Source organism: Paenibacillus taichungensis, from assembly GCF_003287275.1.
GTDB classification, from domain to species: Bacteria; Bacillota; Bacilli; order Paenibacillales; family Paenibacillaceae; genus Paenibacillus; species Paenibacillus taichungensis_A.
The window spans coordinates 262,914-277,774 of the sequence record NZ_QEVW01000015.1; the positions used below are offsets into that span (position 1 = coordinate 262,914).

16 protein-coding genes are annotated in these 14,861 nt (G+C 47.1%); 3 read left to right on the top strand and 13 right to left on the bottom strand.

Going from position 1 to position 14,861, the window contains the following annotated elements:
- Positions 1–17 precede the first annotated feature (17 nt).
- The 3 genes from DC345_RS23530 to DC345_RS23540 all read left to right on the top strand — a co-directional run bounded on the left by DC345_RS23530 (position 18) and on the right by DC345_RS23540 (position 2,381).
- Positions 18–851: an ABC transporter substrate-binding protein gene (locus tag DC345_RS23530; protein ID WP_113055252.1), complete on the top strand. Its 834-nt coding sequence runs from the start codon at positions 18–20 to the stop codon at positions 849–851.
- Between the two features lie 103 nt (positions 852–954).
- A complete protein-coding gene (locus DC345_RS23535; protein WP_113055254.1) occupies positions 955–1,677 on the top strand; it encodes an amino acid ABC transporter permease in 723 nt (240 codons plus the stop codon).
- Between the two features lie 53 nt (positions 1,678–1,730).
- Complete coding sequence (locus DC345_RS23540) at positions 1,731–2,381, top strand: amino acid ABC transporter permease (protein ID WP_063566273.1); 651 nt, start codon at positions 1,731–1,733, stop codon at positions 2,379–2,381.
- A 128-nt stretch (positions 2,382–2,509) separates the two neighbouring features.
- Here DC345_RS23540 and DC345_RS23545 read toward each other — a convergent pair whose 3' ends face one another.
- The 13 genes from DC345_RS23545 to DC345_RS23605 form a co-directional block, all read right to left on the bottom strand.
- Positions 2,510–3,847: an FAD-dependent oxidoreductase gene (locus DC345_RS23545; RefSeq protein WP_113055326.1), complete on the bottom strand. Its 1,338-nt coding sequence runs from the start codon at positions 3,845–3,847 to the stop codon at positions 2,510–2,512.
- 54 nt (positions 3,848–3,901) lie between these two features.
- Entirely contained in the window at positions 3,902–4,756 is an 855-nt protein-coding gene (locus tag DC345_RS23550; RefSeq protein WP_113055256.1) for a carbohydrate ABC transporter permease, read from the bottom strand.
- Entirely contained in the window at positions 4,740–5,654 is a 915-nt protein-coding gene (locus DC345_RS23555) for a carbohydrate ABC transporter permease (protein ID WP_079695868.1), read from the bottom strand. Before DC345_RS23555 ends, DC345_RS23550 begins: the two co-directional genes overlap by 17 nt.
- A 242-nt stretch (positions 5,655–5,896) precedes the next feature.
- Positions 5,897–6,610, bottom strand: a complete 714-nt coding sequence (locus DC345_RS23560; protein ID WP_258530775.1) for a hypothetical protein — start codon at positions 6,608–6,610, stop codon at positions 5,897–5,899.
- 30 nt (positions 6,611–6,640) lie between these two features.
- The gene (locus DC345_RS23565; RefSeq protein WP_113055258.1) at positions 6,641–7,936 is read right to left on the bottom strand and encodes an ABC transporter substrate-binding protein; all 1,296 of its coding nucleotides are present in this window, start codon (positions 7,934–7,936) and stop codon (positions 6,641–6,643) included.
- A gap of 103 nt (positions 7,937–8,039) precedes the next feature.
- Entirely contained in the window at positions 8,040–8,807 is a 768-nt protein-coding gene (locus tag DC345_RS23570) for a response regulator transcription factor (RefSeq protein WP_113055259.1), read from the bottom strand.
- A gap of 5 nt (positions 8,808–8,812) precedes the next feature.
- A complete protein-coding gene (locus tag DC345_RS23575; protein ID WP_113055260.1) occupies positions 8,813–10,642 on the bottom strand; it encodes a cache domain-containing sensor histidine kinase in 1,830 nt (609 codons plus the stop codon).
- A gap of 221 nt (positions 10,643–10,863) precedes the next feature.
- Positions 10,864–11,052, bottom strand: coding sequence for an aspartyl-phosphate phosphatase Spo0E family protein (locus DC345_RS23580; protein WP_064642743.1), 189 nt, complete (start codon positions 11,050–11,052; stop codon positions 10,864–10,866).
- Positions 11,053–11,299: 247 nt separating this feature from the next.
- The gene (locus DC345_RS23585; protein WP_113055262.1) at positions 11,300–11,809 is read right to left on the bottom strand and encodes a DUF1453 family protein; all 510 of its coding nucleotides are present in this window, start codon (positions 11,807–11,809) and stop codon (positions 11,300–11,302) included.
- A gap of 136 nt (positions 11,810–11,945) precedes the next feature.
- Entirely contained in the window at positions 11,946–12,107 is a 162-nt protein-coding gene (locus DC345_RS23590; protein WP_113055264.1) for an aspartyl-phosphate phosphatase Spo0E family protein, read from the bottom strand.
- Positions 12,108–12,148: 41 nt separating this feature from the next.
- Positions 12,149–12,601, bottom strand: coding sequence for a hypothetical protein (locus tag DC345_RS23595; RefSeq protein ID WP_146752154.1), 453 nt, complete (start codon positions 12,599–12,601; stop codon positions 12,149–12,151).
- A 224-nt stretch (positions 12,602–12,825) separates the two neighbouring features.
- Complete coding sequence (locus DC345_RS32470; RefSeq protein WP_181586708.1) at positions 12,826–12,942, bottom strand: helix-turn-helix domain-containing protein; 117 nt, start codon at positions 12,940–12,942, stop codon at positions 12,826–12,828.
- 303 nt (positions 12,943–13,245) lie between these two features.
- On the bottom strand, positions 13,246–14,490 hold the full coding sequence (locus DC345_RS23605) for a transcriptional regulator (RefSeq protein ID WP_146752155.1): 1,245 nt from the start codon (positions 14,488–14,490) through the stop codon (positions 13,246–13,248).
- Between the last annotated feature and the right edge of the window lie 371 nt (positions 14,491–14,861).

The following is a 14,861-nucleotide window of genomic DNA, read 5'->3' on the forward strand; positions in this document are numbered from 1 at the left end:
AAAGGGGTCTTTACCAAATGAAAAATGTATTAAAGTGGCCGTCGTTTATGCTTGTTCTGATTCTATCCCTTGTCTTGTCCGGTTGTAGCACGGGAGAGGAAAGTAGCAGCAGCGGTGGTTCTGGTGGGAATGCAGAAGCCAAAGGCACGATTGAACAGATTAAAGAGCGCGGCAAGCTCATTGCCGGCGTGAAATATGACACCAAATTGTTCGGTTTGAAGGACCCTGCAAGTGGCGAAGTCGAAGGATTCGATATTGATATCGCCAAAGCACTCGCCAAACAAATTCTTGGAGACGAAACAAAGGTAGAACTGAAGGAAGTAACGTCCAAAACTCGCATTCCGATGCTACAAAACGGCGATATTGATCTCATCATCGCTACGATGACGATTACAGATGAACGCAAGGAACAAGTCGATTTCAGTGATGTCTATTTTGAAGCCGGGCAGTCCCTACTTGTGAAAAATGATAGCGCGATTACCGGTCTGGAAAGTCTCGACGGTGTGAAGGTTCTTGCCGTCAAAGGCTCGACCTCTGCGCAAAACATTCGCGAAAAAGCCCCAAATGCCGAGGTGCTGGAATTCGATAACTATCAGGATGCCTTCACAGCCCTCAAAGCGGGCAAAGGCGAAGCTCTGACGACCGATAACATCATCCTGATCGGCATGCAGCAGACAGATAACAACTACAAGCTGGTTGGTGGCAATTTCACGAGCGAACCTTACGGCATAGCGATTCGCAAAGGCGACACAGCCTTCGTCGAAGAAGTAAACAGCCTGCTCAAAAGCATGAAAGACAGCGGTGAATATGATACGTTGCATGAAAAATGGCTGGGCAGCAAGCCAGAGTAACCCCGATTAATGATGGTTAAGCGGCGACCTCGCCTGTAATATGCAATGCATGAGCAGGATGCAATCGTCGCTTCTACATCTGGAGAACGGAGGCTTTGCCTACATGGGCAAATTGGACTTCAGCGTACTGATCAAACATTCGGATCGATTCCTGGAAGGGTTCCTCAATACCATCCAGGTGAGCATCATGGCCTTGATTGGCAGCTTTATTCTGGGTGCAATCATGGCTATCTTTCGGATATCCCCCATCAAACCACTCAACTGGATCGGCACGGCTTTTGTGGAGTTTATCCGTAACATCCCGCTGCTGCTTGTCGTGTTTTTCTTCTATCTAGGATTGCCGGCACTCGGCATTTCATTGGATGGCTTCATCTCGGGTACACTCGGTCTTACCATCTATACGGCCGCTTTCATTGCCGAAGCGATCCGGGCGGGCATTCAGACAGTCCCTCGCGGGCAGTTAGAGGCTGCGAGATCTTCCGGTCTGTCCTACGTACAGGCCATGAACCTGATCATTTTGCCACAAGCGATCAAGATTGTATTGCCGTCCATTGGCAACCAGTTTATCAATCTGGTCAAAAACTCATCCATCCTAGCGGTTGTAGCAGGCATGGATCTGATGTATTTTGCCGATCTGATCAACTCGGATACGTTCCTGCCGCTGAGCGTCTACACCATTGTTGCACTGTTCTACCTGGTGCTGACTTTGCCGCTCAGCTTCCTGGTTCACTATATGGAGCGCCGTTTAGGACAAAGTGATGCGGATGCCAGCCGCGCCAAAGGCAAACCAAAAAAGAACAAACCAACGGGTCAGGTCACCATGTAAAACAGACAGTCATTCTAACCCTTGTCCAACTCACAGAAGGAGGCCGATGATCCATGGACTTTAGCGGGGCCTACGCCTGGCCCAACCTTCGTTTCCTGCTGCACGGATTCCTGATTACCCTGCAAGTGGCAGGGTTGTCGATTGTATTCAGCTTTGTTCTCGGTACCGTGCTCGGTACCGTTCGATACACCCGAATTCCGGTCCTGTCACAGATTGTGGCCGTCATCGTGGATACGATCCGGAATCTGCCGCTGCTGCTGATCATTTTCTTCATTCATATCGTACTTCCCCAGCTCGGGATCAAAATGTCCGTCTTCTGGTCCACGGTTGTTGGACTAAGTCTGTTCGAAGGCGCCATGATCGCAGAGATCGTCCGCAGCGGACTCAAATCGATCGAGCGCGGACAGGTGGAAGCCGCCCGCTCCTCCGGCCTGAGCTATATGCAGACACTTGGCGGCATCATCATGCCCCAGGCTTTGCGACGTATGTCGCCACCGATGGTGAGCCAGTTCATCTCTTTGTTGAAGGATACTTCACTGGCGATCATCATCTCCTTGCCGGAACTGATGCACAATGTGCAGATCCTCGGTGGTCAGAGCTTCGATTACGTCATCCCTGCCCTGCTGCTCGCAGCCGTATTGTACTTCGTCATCAACTACACGTTGTCCATTGTGGCGCGGCGGCTTGAAGCACGAATGACTTGATGATCAGATGATTGACGCTTCCATTGCAACCCCCATTACAACCCAAATAAGACTCCAGCTCCACTTCAATAGTGGTTTTGGAGTCTTATTTGGATTTCATCATAGTCTGCTCGCACAGGAATCATCCCTCAAATCGCTGCTCCGTTACAACGTAGTTCCTTTTGCAGCACCGCTACCGGCAGTTCCAACGGATCTAGCTTCATCTGAACAGCTAAAGCAGATGCTGTTCCCGCCGCCTGCCCCGTAGCCATGCAGCTTGGAGTCAGCCTTGTCGTTGCGTGAGCCTCATGTGTGGTAGAGATACATCGACCTGCCGCCAGCAGATTACGAATATTACGGGAGATCAGAGAGCGGTACGGAATATCGTATGCTCCGTCTCCTTCTATAAAGGCCGCTACGACGCCTTGACCGGAGGGATCATGAATATCAATCGGATAGCCACTTCTGGCGATTACATCGTCAAATTTTCGCCCTGCAACCACATCGTCCTTGGTCAATGCATAGTGTCCCATGATTCGCCTGGATTCACGGATACCGATCTGAGGTGCTACTGCTGAGATCGAAGCCCGCTCGAATCCAGGCACGTCACGCTGCAAAAACTCAGCGATCATCAGCACCTGCTTCCTGCCTTCCTGTTCAGCAGAGGTCAGATCTTCTGCATCTGTAGCATCCAACCCCTGTACCCGGGTGCAGTTAATCAATACTTCATCTTCAGCAGGACCGGTAAAAAACAATACCTGATCACGATTAATCGGCACACCTGCTTTTTTCCATTGGGAATAGAAGCCACTCACCCCGGTTAACGGAATACTGTCCAGTTCGGAGAAGGGGGTTTTGGCATAGAAATCCTCAGGGTGCTCCTGCATATATTGTTTTACTCGTCCAAGGTCCACACCACGCATTCGAAATTTCATGGTCATCGGCTGTGATTGGTTATCGCCATCTCGCCCCTTTGCAATAGAAGCGCCCGCAAGATAAGCCGCATCCGCATCACCGCTGGCATCCACGAATACGTTCGCTCTGAGCTCCATTCGGCCAGACTTGTTCGTCAGACGTACCGCCTCTATCCGATCATCCAACATAACCACTTCATCTACGAAGCTGTGCAATAACAGCCGCACACCTTCCTCCTGCAGCATCTCCGCCGCAACCACTTGATAGATCGCCGGATGATAAGGCGTAACGGTGTGCACAAATCCAACCGTATCACGAAGATGCCCCGGAGAGCCGCCGCGCGCCTGAAGTCGGTCAACGATTTCCTGGGCGATACCCCGAATCACCTGTTCACCACTCTCCGTATGGAAAGTCATCCAAGGATAGACCATGGCGGCAGTCGACATTCCTCCAACGAACCCGTACCGCTCCACAAGTACTACTCGAACACCTTGTCGTCCAGCAGCGATGGCTGCCGCTATACCCGCCGGACCCCCTCCCACAACAACCACATCCGCTTCTTCCTTTTTCATACTCATCCTTATCCGTTCACTCAAGTTATCACTCCTTCCGTTCTATTGCATGGACTACTCTTTCAGTCCTGTCATGGCAACCCCCTCAATGAAGCGCCGTTGTGCCAGGAAAAAGACAATCAGCAGCGGCAAAGTCGCCATGACGGTGGCGCTCATCAGATATTGCCAGGCCGTACCCACTTCATCCGTGAACAAGGATAACCCAAGCGGCAGCGTCATTAATTCTCGCGAGTTAATGAAAATCAACGGATCGAAAAACTCATTCCAGATCGTCACAAAAGTAAAGATCGTCAGCGTTGCCATGCCGGGCTTGGCAATGGGGAGCATAATACGAGCATAGATCCGGAATCGGTTGCAACCGTCAATCATCGCCGCTTCTTCCAGCTCGGTGGGTACCGTAATGAAGAACTGCCGCATCACAAAGATGCCAAACACACCGCCCGCCCCAAATATCGGCAGTAAAATCAGCGGAAGATGTGTATCAATCCACCCCAGCTGCCGCATGAACAGAAACATCGGGATTGCCGTCACCTCATGGGGAATCATCATCGCACTCAGCAGGATGAGAAATACCACATTACGTCCCTTGAACGGAATTTTGGCAAATGCGTACCCGGCGAGAGATGCAAAGAACACCGTACCCAGCACAACCACAGCAGCAATATATACACTGTTAAAATAAAAACGATGAAACGGAATCAATCGAAAGACATCGATGTAGTTCTGAAATCGGAAGGTATCCGGTATCCATTGGGGTGGATAGGTAAATATGCTCTGAGGCTCCTTGAATGACGTCGATATCATCCAGATAAATGGAACAATCATGATCAGCGAGATCAGTGTCAGCAGCAAGTACGTCCCCAGGGCACTGCCAGTCTTGCGAATCGAAGGATTAGGCATCGCCTTCATTGAATACCCACCTCTTTCGAAGCTGCCATTGCAGCAGCGTCAGAATTAGCACGATAAAGAAAAGCACATAGGCAAGCGAAGAGGCGTAGCCGAACTGAAATAATTTGAATGCTTTTTCCCAGATATAATAGACCAATACCTTCGTGCTGTTGCTCGGCCCTCCCTGTGTCATGACGTAGATCTGTCCAAACACCTTAAGCGAGCCAATCACAGTCATGACCATGGTTAAAAACACCGTTGGCGTAATCATGGGCAGCGTGACATGAAAGAAGGTTCCCCTTCTGCCCGCGCCGTCCAGTGTTGCCGCTTCGTAAAGTGAACGCGGTACTTGCTGAATGGCTGCAATGAACAGCACCATATTGAGGCCCACATTTTTCAGTACACTCGTCACAATAACTGCAGGCATCGCCAGATCCTGGTTGTAGAGCCATGCCGGACCCTTGATACCGATCATCAACAGAAGCTGATTAATCAGTCCCGACTCTGTGGCATACATCAGCTTCCACACGATGGACCATACAATCAGCGAGGTCATGACCGGAACGAAGATAGCTGTTCGAAAAATCCCGATGCCGCGCAAACTTCTGGATAGCAGCAACGCAAGCAGCAGCGCGAGCACAATATTAAGCGGCACAAGCCCCGCAGTGAAATAGACCGTATTGGCAAGCACCTTCCAGAACATGGCGTCTGTCATCACATTCCGGTAATTCTCCAGTCCAATAAAATGATGATCCCCCAGCAGCGGCCAGTCGGTCAGGCTCATGTACAGCGCCAAACCCATGGGAAACAGCAGCAGCAGGGTAAACCCGAGCACCATAGGTGATACAAACAGCCATCCCGCGATCTGGGCCTCTCTGGCGAGCGGACCTCTTCCTGTACGCTTGCGTGAATGGGTCACAGTTAGGCCCTCCCCTTTATCAAATTTCTTCCCTGAAACGAATATTTACACTTGCCACTCCTATGACAGAACAACCTTCCGATCGCTGTTATCCCCAGATTTTTTTGATTCAATTTTACAAAGGGGGAAATCCGGGGATAAAGGCGAAGTGTATGCTTCCGATGCAGCTTTCCTTCAGAAAGCTTGTAGCTCCGTTTCTTCAGGTTATTTCTGTCCTCTACGTTCTCTTGTAAATGTTTAGTTCAACTTATATGGTCCGGACGGTTCAGACTGTCCACCGCATTGCGGAACCCGTGAACAGCCCTTCGAAGCTGATCCTCCGTTTTGCCTGTTACGACCGCTCCAAGCATGATCGCCTTGACCCCAGTATCGTGCAGCACCCGAACATCCTCTGGCACCAGCTTACGCTGGGAAGGAACCAATACCGGAATCTGTGCCTGCAAGACCAGGCGGCGATATTTGAGCACATCCGCAAAGCTTAGCGGTGTACCATATTCATTCCCAGGCACAATGGATGCCTCCAGGGCTGCGAAGCCGTAATGAGCCGCTGACGTTACGAGGGAAGGTTCATATTCGTCATTAATTGCAAACGTGGGGTCCAACCCCAGGTCATTCAGCATGAAGGACGGCAAGTGATGTGCATAGATGGAATAGAAGTCAAAGCCCATCCCCGAAAGGCGCTCCACATCCTCCCGCCTTGCTCCATCAATACTGCCGGACGGCACGACCCCAAGCGGGCCGCCAAACTCGCTACGGATCACCTGAAAAACTTCGGCATAGTTATCCAGTGGACCAAAATGATTCCCACTGGCACGATGGCCGACATTATAATGCACCTTCAGTGCATCAGCGCCCTCTTCCATTGCTGCCCGGGCCAAAGATAGATCGTTCTCGGGTAAGCTGACCACAAGTGATAGAGATTTCCGATCAAGCAATTCCTTGAATTTGCCCATCATGTTCACCACCTCCTGTTTCAATAAAATGATTTATTGCTGCAGTACGCTTTGGATCTCTTCCTGCATTTGCTTCAGATTATCCTCGGGTGTTGCTGAACGGGCGAACAATCGATCAAATCCCTGCAACACCGCATTGTCGATATCCTGCCAACGGATATGACCGGGAATCAGGCGCGCTTTTGGCATTTCATTAATCACCGCCTGCACAATATGCTCCTTGCTCGGATTATTCGGCTGATTAATGAACGCGTCGGAGTTCAGCACAGAGGTACGCGGAGGCACAAAGTAGGTGGCCGTCGCCTGAATGCCCTGCTCACTGGCAAAATACTTCAACAGCTTCTTGGTTTCCTCCGGATGTTTGCTGTCGTTGAACATGGCATATCCAGCCTGCCCCAGCATCGGTACGCTGCCCTGTGAACCGGAAGGCATGGGAGCGATACTCCATTCAAAATCCGCAATCTCTCTTGCTTTGGAGACATAGCTGTAGTTATCGAAGAACATGCCCACATTGCCAGCATCGAAGCTGACCTGCTCTCCTGCTTTTGGATGCGATTCATCGGTGAACATCATGCGCTCCAGCAGTTCAAAGGTCTGTACGCCATAAGCATCGTTCCAGGTGAACTTCGTCATGCCTTCGTCGAACGGGCCGCTGCCATTGGACCATGAATACGAGGAGAGCACAGCCCAGGTCTTCCAGTCGCGAAAAAAGTTGGCGCCATAGATCCGGTTGGTCGCCTCCTTGCTGGTAATCGCCTTGGCAGAATTCTCGAACTGTTCCCATGTCCATTGTCCTTGGCTGGCAAGTGTATTGGGGTCGGTCAGGCCTGCTTTGTCGAACAGCGTTTTATTGTAGAACATGACCACTGGAGGTGTGGAGAAAGGCAGCCCTAGCAGTTGATCTCCATCACGGAACAAATCCAATGTACTTGGTATATAATCATCCAGCTTGAACTGTGCATCATCCTTGAACTCGGATACATCTGCCAGGATGTGATTGGATTTGAATTGGGGTACCATCCGCTCCGATACCCAGGCGATATCCGGGAGAGAGCCCCCAGCGGCAAGCACCGAAATTTTTTGCTGGTATTCCGCGAAAGGGACGGATTCCATCGTCACCTTGATGCCTGGATTTTCCTGCGTGAAGCCATCGATCAGCTTGTTGTATACATCCATATGTGCCTGATTGCCCCACATCATGAATTTCAGCTCAACCTCTCCATTCTCCCCGGCTGCTTGCCCAGGATCACTTCCGGAATTGGAGCTTGTGCACCCGATTGAAGCAATCATCATGAGTAAGAGTATCAATATCAGTCCTGCTTTTTTCATGAAAATCCCCCTTATGGACTTAGTGGTATACATGTGCAACCAAAGTATAACGAAGGCATCGGCCTCTCATAAATCACGTCAATTATAGAAATGGTATGGTTTTTCAAGAAATACTGAATCGGTCACGATATTCTCCTGCTGTCCATCCCACCTGCTGCTTGAACACCAGCATGAAGTGCTTGGGACTCTGATGCCCGGATAACCTTGCAACATCATAGATTTTGAGCCCTGTGTTAACCAGCAGCCACTTGGCCCGTTCCATACGAGACTCAGCGATGTATTCGGAGTAATTGGTTCCTGTTTCGCTCTTGAACAGCTGGCTCAGATAAGTTGGGTTCAGATTAACCAGAGCTGCTATGGTCTGAAGTCGCAGATCCCCATCGGGATGCTGCTTGATGTGCTCCTTCACATCGCGGATAATCTTCCGCGTATCTCCTGCAGAGTGCTCTGCTTTCCCAGATAACTCCGTGACTGGAAGGGTTGAAATGCCGTACCTGCGATCCAGCAGCAATTGAATTTTTTGGATGCATAATGCCAGTTCATGACGTTCAATCGGCTTCAGCAGATAGTTCAACACCCCGTATTCCATTGCCTTGCGTGCATATTCAAACTCGCCGTAGCCGCTAATGATGATCATCAGCAATTCAGGGTACATATCTCTTGCTTTGGATACCAGTGTCAGCCCGTCCATTTCACGCATGCGAATATCCGTGATCAACACATCCGGTACTTCACATCTCAGAAAATCCAGTGCCTCGATTCCGCTCGAAGCTTCACCTGTTACCTCGAACTGAGGAGCTGCCTGTACAATCAGCTCTCTCAGCCCCTGACGGATGACCGTCTCATCCTCCACAAGCAATACTTTATACATGCGCTTCATTCCCCTTTCGGTTGAAATTGAATGGATATCGTGACCGCCAGGCCCTGCCCTGGACTGCCATCGACGCTCAGGCTGCCACCTTCCCCATACATGAGGCGGAGCCTTTGGGCGATATTGTTAAGTCCCAGCCTGTCCCCCGCATGACAGCGCAATGCCTCATTGGAAGGCTGCCGAGCAATAGATTCATTTAATTCATCAATCTCTACCTGAGCCATGCCTTTGCCATTGTCACGCACAATAATCAGCAGCTCATCATCAAATTTCAATGCAGACACCCAGATCACTCCGCCACCGACCTGCCCTTCAATGCCATGGTAGACAGCGTTCTCCACCAGCGGTTGCAATATCAGCTTGGGAATCAGACACTCTGTAATGGCTTCATCGATGTCATAGATTACTTCCAGCTTGCCATCATAACGTACCTGTTGAATGCGTACATAGGATTGTACAAAAACCAGTTCTTCCTGAAGCGGAACCCTCCGGTCCACCTTATCAATCGTATAACGCAGCAGCTTGCCAAGTGCCGTCACCATATCAGACACTTCAGCGTGCTTCTGGCGCACCGCCATCATGTTGATGGACTCCAATGTGTTGTATATAAAATGGGGATTAATCTGGCTCTGCAATGCTGACAACTCCGCTTCTCGCTCTTGAATGCCCAGCAGAAATACTTCGTTAAACAGTCGGTTAATCTCTTCCATCATTCGGTTAAAACCCCGGCTAATCTGCCCGAACTCATCATTGCTGAAGTGCGCTACGCGCTGGCTAAAATCTCCCTGCTCTACTCGAATCATATTGTGTTTCAGTCGAATTAATGGTCTCGTTATACGATAGGATAAGAGAACAGCGAGAACTGCTACGGCCGCCATACATAACACAGCGAACCCAAACGTAAACGTGAGCATCTCGCCCGACTCCTTCTGAATAACGGCAATAGGTGTAAGGCTGATCACCGAAAGTCCTGAATAACTGGAATGGTGCTGTACGTACAGATAGGACTTCCCATCAAGGACAACCTTTTGGTTGCCTGCGTAGCCTTGAAGCTGGCCATGCGTTAACAGTTGGTCGTATGCAGACAGACCCCCTGCTGAGGTGCGTTCGAACAGGAGACGCTGCTTGCCGTCGACAATCATCAGGCTCGCATTTTGCTCAAAATTCAGATTGGACAAGAGTTGGCCGAAGGCTTCCAGCTGGATGTCGATCAGAATATAACCCAGTCGCTGGAGAGTACCCGGATCACGTATCTCACGGGCAACTGATATATACGGCTCTTCATGACTGCCCGTGTAATAGCTTGGATCGTGCGGAGGAAGCAGACGCCATTCCCCTTCCGAGCCGTTAAGCTCTGCAAACCAGTCATCCTGCCTGCTGTCCCATACCGGATTTACTGCCAGCGAATCCAGATTGGAGAACAAAATACCGCTGTTGCTGATCAGATGGATGCCACGAATTTCCGGTCGGTCATACGCTTGACCGGACGTGTAGAGCTTCATTTTCAGATAGTCATCGGACCTCGCCCATGTACCCGATCCCATCGGAGCATTGTATTTGCCCAGAATGCCGAGCACCATCTGATCGTAGAGCGGCAAGAGCGACAACCGCTCGAAGTCCTTGAGCAGCCGATTCAGATTGGTATTAATCTGGCGAACAATATCAATGGTGAACTGCTCTGTCTTGCGATCAATCGTTTGCGAGAAATGCAGGTAATTCACCACTCCCTGCAAGCTTAGCGGCAGCAAGGTCATCCCCAGGAACAATAGGAGCAACTTGGTGCGCAGGTTCATGTTTCTTCCAAAATAATCCTGTACCTTGTCCATCATTTCCATTCATCCCTCCCCCTCCGATCATTGTATGATCCCCCTTCACAGATCAAGCTGGATATAACTGGGGTCATCATATCCAGTTTTAATGATCATTGGCTATCCTGCCAATCATGGGATTGGTACGGAATTTCAAGATTGAAGTGCTGGTCTTCCGGGAAACACAAAAAAGCCGACTGTATCGCTACAGTCGACTTCTCTTCTATTGCACAAAAAAACCGACTGCATTATGCAATCGGCTGTCTTTTCATAAAGTGTTTTTTATATTTGAAGCGATTATATTCATTAATTAACTCGTCTAATACCATCGATTGTTGAAGGACTTTGTAGTCTTGCATGCCATGATATTCCGCCAAACGACTTAACTCATGCCTGTTCTGTTCGATTTGGTCTCTAATCTGCTTCGGTTCTCTCACAGCATGCACCCCCTCTTTTTAAAACATTTTAGGATACATTGCCAAAAAATTCATATTTTATTCCTTTGCAAAATAAAATGTTTATTTACAGAGGAATACTTTCATAACACAACATTTTGCATTAATCCGTGAAAATTGTCACAACTACAATATATAGATGTGTATTCCTCACATTCAGCTACATATCGAACTCTCGAAAAAATAGAGAATCTTAACCCAGAAGCAAAAGACAGAAACACGTTATAAATTATGTTCCAATCGTATGCTGAACTTTACTCACTCTGGAGCGGAATAGAATCCCTGCTACACGCACCAACACCATAGCAGCAGTCATTAATATAAATGCAGGACCGATATTCTGAAGATCCAGTTGATGCTCAGTTGCATACTGATATGCTTGCTGCGGATGATGCGTAATCCATTCCACCGGCAGAATGCGTAGCAGGAATGCCGCCGCCCAAACGACCACACTACCTATCCCCACTCGGGTATACCACTTACCTGCCGTTGCATCGAATTCCATACGTGTTATTCCCAGCACAATCATTCCAAATAATGCCCCTACAATCACGGCCACCAACAAAAACAGTACATTATTGCCTGTAAAAGTCATATCTTTAAGGAATTTGAATGCATAATAACCCATAATAACGAAAGGCAGCAATAAACGATAATAACGTACTGGCTTTCGGCCAATTGAAGTGATTACTAAAACTGCAAACATGATGATCATCTGAACCCACATGCTCGTCGTCATACGTTGTTCCCCCTGTAATTTGCTTGATTTGATGCTTTAAGCATAGCAGGGAGAACGTCGCTCTAGCGTCCACAACCGGGTGGATAAAGAGGTCCACCTATAGGTGGATTTTAGAAGAGGGTACCAGCATTAATAATTAGTATTTCTCTCTTAGTCGAATATATTTATTAATTAGTTCATCCAGCACCATAGACTGCTTGAGGACCTTATCATCATGCATGCCATGTTTCTCCACCAATCGGCGCAAATGTTGCCGATTCTGCTCGATTTGACCTTTGATCTGCTTGATTTCTCTCACAGCATGCACCCCTTTTTCAACCTATTTTAGGGTGCATTTATCTAAAAATTCATAATGTAATGCTTTGCAAATTCCAAAGCTTTTTCATATTCCTTACGCACTTCACAGACACTTGCCTTCAATAGATTCGCATATGCTTTATATGTAAATATGGGGTAAAAGGCAATTCTTTTTTTATTTTTGCGTCTTCGAGATTGAAGTTCAAGTTGAAAATCAACTTTTCGTTCCAGTTCTTCGGCCAATTCATAGACCTTATCCCAATGATGTATTGTATTATAAACATTCGCCAAATCTTTAACAGCATCCAGTTGTATTTCTTCATCCAATTTCTCAATATAGGGTTCCAATTGGACCGCTGCTGCCAGATTATCGAATTTGCTCATTGTTTTATGAAGCAAAAAAATACGGTACTGGCATAACGCCAACCGTTCCGAGTGCTGATATTTCTCACCTGCGGCTACGCATTCATATAAAATAAGCGCCGCTTCCTTCATTTCTTTGGAATACAGATTTTCTGTCATTTCAAACAGTTCTGAAATATAGTATCGATCATCTGTAACCTGATATACCACCTTTTTAATACAGCCTAGCTTGTTAAGTTCAGCGCAGCGATACAGGAACGGTTCCAAACGCCTCCAATGGGTGCGGCTTCCACAAAGCATTCCACACTGTACATTTCGCAGAAATACCCTTGTTCAAGCCCCATTCCAGAAGTAATCTAATCTAATTGGTTCATGGAAATGGACCTGTTCCCTTTGATTATGGCACTTAGCGTGCCAACATTGACACCAGTGACTTCAGAGAACTGTTGTAGTTTATATTTATGCTCCTTCAATGTGATTCTCTATATATGTGCGTATCGTAGGTGCAAGTTTCAATTCTCCCACCCCCATCAACCAAACTAACTTAAGGATTCATCAGTTCTTAATAAATGTAATTTTAATCCTGAATTTTACAATGGTCAATGTGCGCAAAATTACAAAAGGTTTACTTCCGATTACGGAAATAAACCTTTTAAAATATATCAACCTCATCGCTTGGTTACTACAATCCTCCACCACCATGTACAGTAAGAAGTGTTTCCATAGGAAACCAATTATTATATGAACCTAATTGACCAACATTTATAAGAATAAAACTAAGCAAGATTAAATATAGGATTCTCTTTTTTATCATAATAATTCTGTACCTCCATTATTATTAATTTATACTGATATTCAATATCCGCAGTAGCTATATTCCTATATTTTTCATATAACGCCACACAGCGAATAATATCAGTTTGATTGTTTAGCTTTACAGATTCTTTCAGACAATAGACCAGTTGCTTGAATCCCTCAGTATATTGTTTACGATTGAGGTGATAAATTGTCCGTTCAAGTAAAAATGTGATATACATATCCGAATTGACCTGTTCAGTGTAACCCTTTAATTGAGTGATTTCTGAATTAATTCGGGCGTTATACATGTAAAGGATGTCATCGATATTATTATCGAATTTATTAGCAGCTTCTAAAATATTAATCATTGCTGGCAAAAGTTCAGTTTCGTTATTTTCAATGAAATTAATATAAGCTGGCAAGATATTTAAGTCACCCATCATCAGCCTGTACAGATAGGTATTTGCTTCTGTCCATCCTGCAAATTTATCAATATAGATCTGATCTTCCTCATCAGGTTCAGAAATTTTCATGAGATCTCCATAGATCTCTGTATAATGTAGTGCCTCTGCATATTTTCCTTGCCTCTCACATGCGGAGGATTTAAGTAAATTTGAATATGCTCTATATACAAATAAGGGATAAGCGGTTAATCGATTACTTTTATCCGTTATTTTCTTTGTATACGATTGTAAAATTTTCGTTTTCTGATCCAACTCATCAGAAAGGGAAAATAACTTGTCCCAATATCTCAAAGCCAAATATGTATTCGCCAGATCCTTGATCGCATCCAGTTGCCGCTCTTCATCCAGCCGATTAATATATGGCTCGAAGTGCACGGCCGCCCTGAGATTTTCATGCTGATCCTGACCCAGAGATAATGTGAAAATACGATACTGGCACAACGCGAGACGTTCCGAGTGTTGGTACTTCTCACACTCTGCAACACATTCATATAACATGCGGGCCGCTTTCTTTTGTCCTCGCTTAAGCATGCCTTCTGCCATCTCGAACAATTCGGAAATATAGGATCGATCATCCGTCACTTGCTGGATTACCCTCTGAATACATTCGAGCTTGTCCAGCTCGGCGCAACGTTGCAGAAAAGGTTCCAGTCTCCTCCAATGCGGTGCAGACTCCACAAAACACTCAGCGCCGTAAATTTCGTAGAAATGCCCCTCTTCCAGCTTCATGCCTTGGGTAATCAGATCCAGTTGAGCCATGGCGATTGGCCGCGTCCCTTTGATGATCGCACTTAACGTTCCAGCGTTCACACCCGATATATCGGCAAAGTATTGCAGGGTATAGCCCTGTTTCCTGATGTAGTCCTCAATAAAGGAGCGTATCGTAGTTGTAGGTTCCATGTCTCCCACCTCCACAATGAAAATCCATAAATTTGAATTTATATGATATGTACAATTTTAATCCTAAATTTTACAGCGGTCAATAAAAATCGTGGCAATTTCCTGCCTATATGTTTAGGTTTAAGCAGCTTTAATCCGCCTTATAGAAAAAATCCATTAGAAGAATGCCTGGCAACATGGTAAAGTTAGCTTCAGCTTGAATATCCTACTATTTCCATGGGAATAGACAA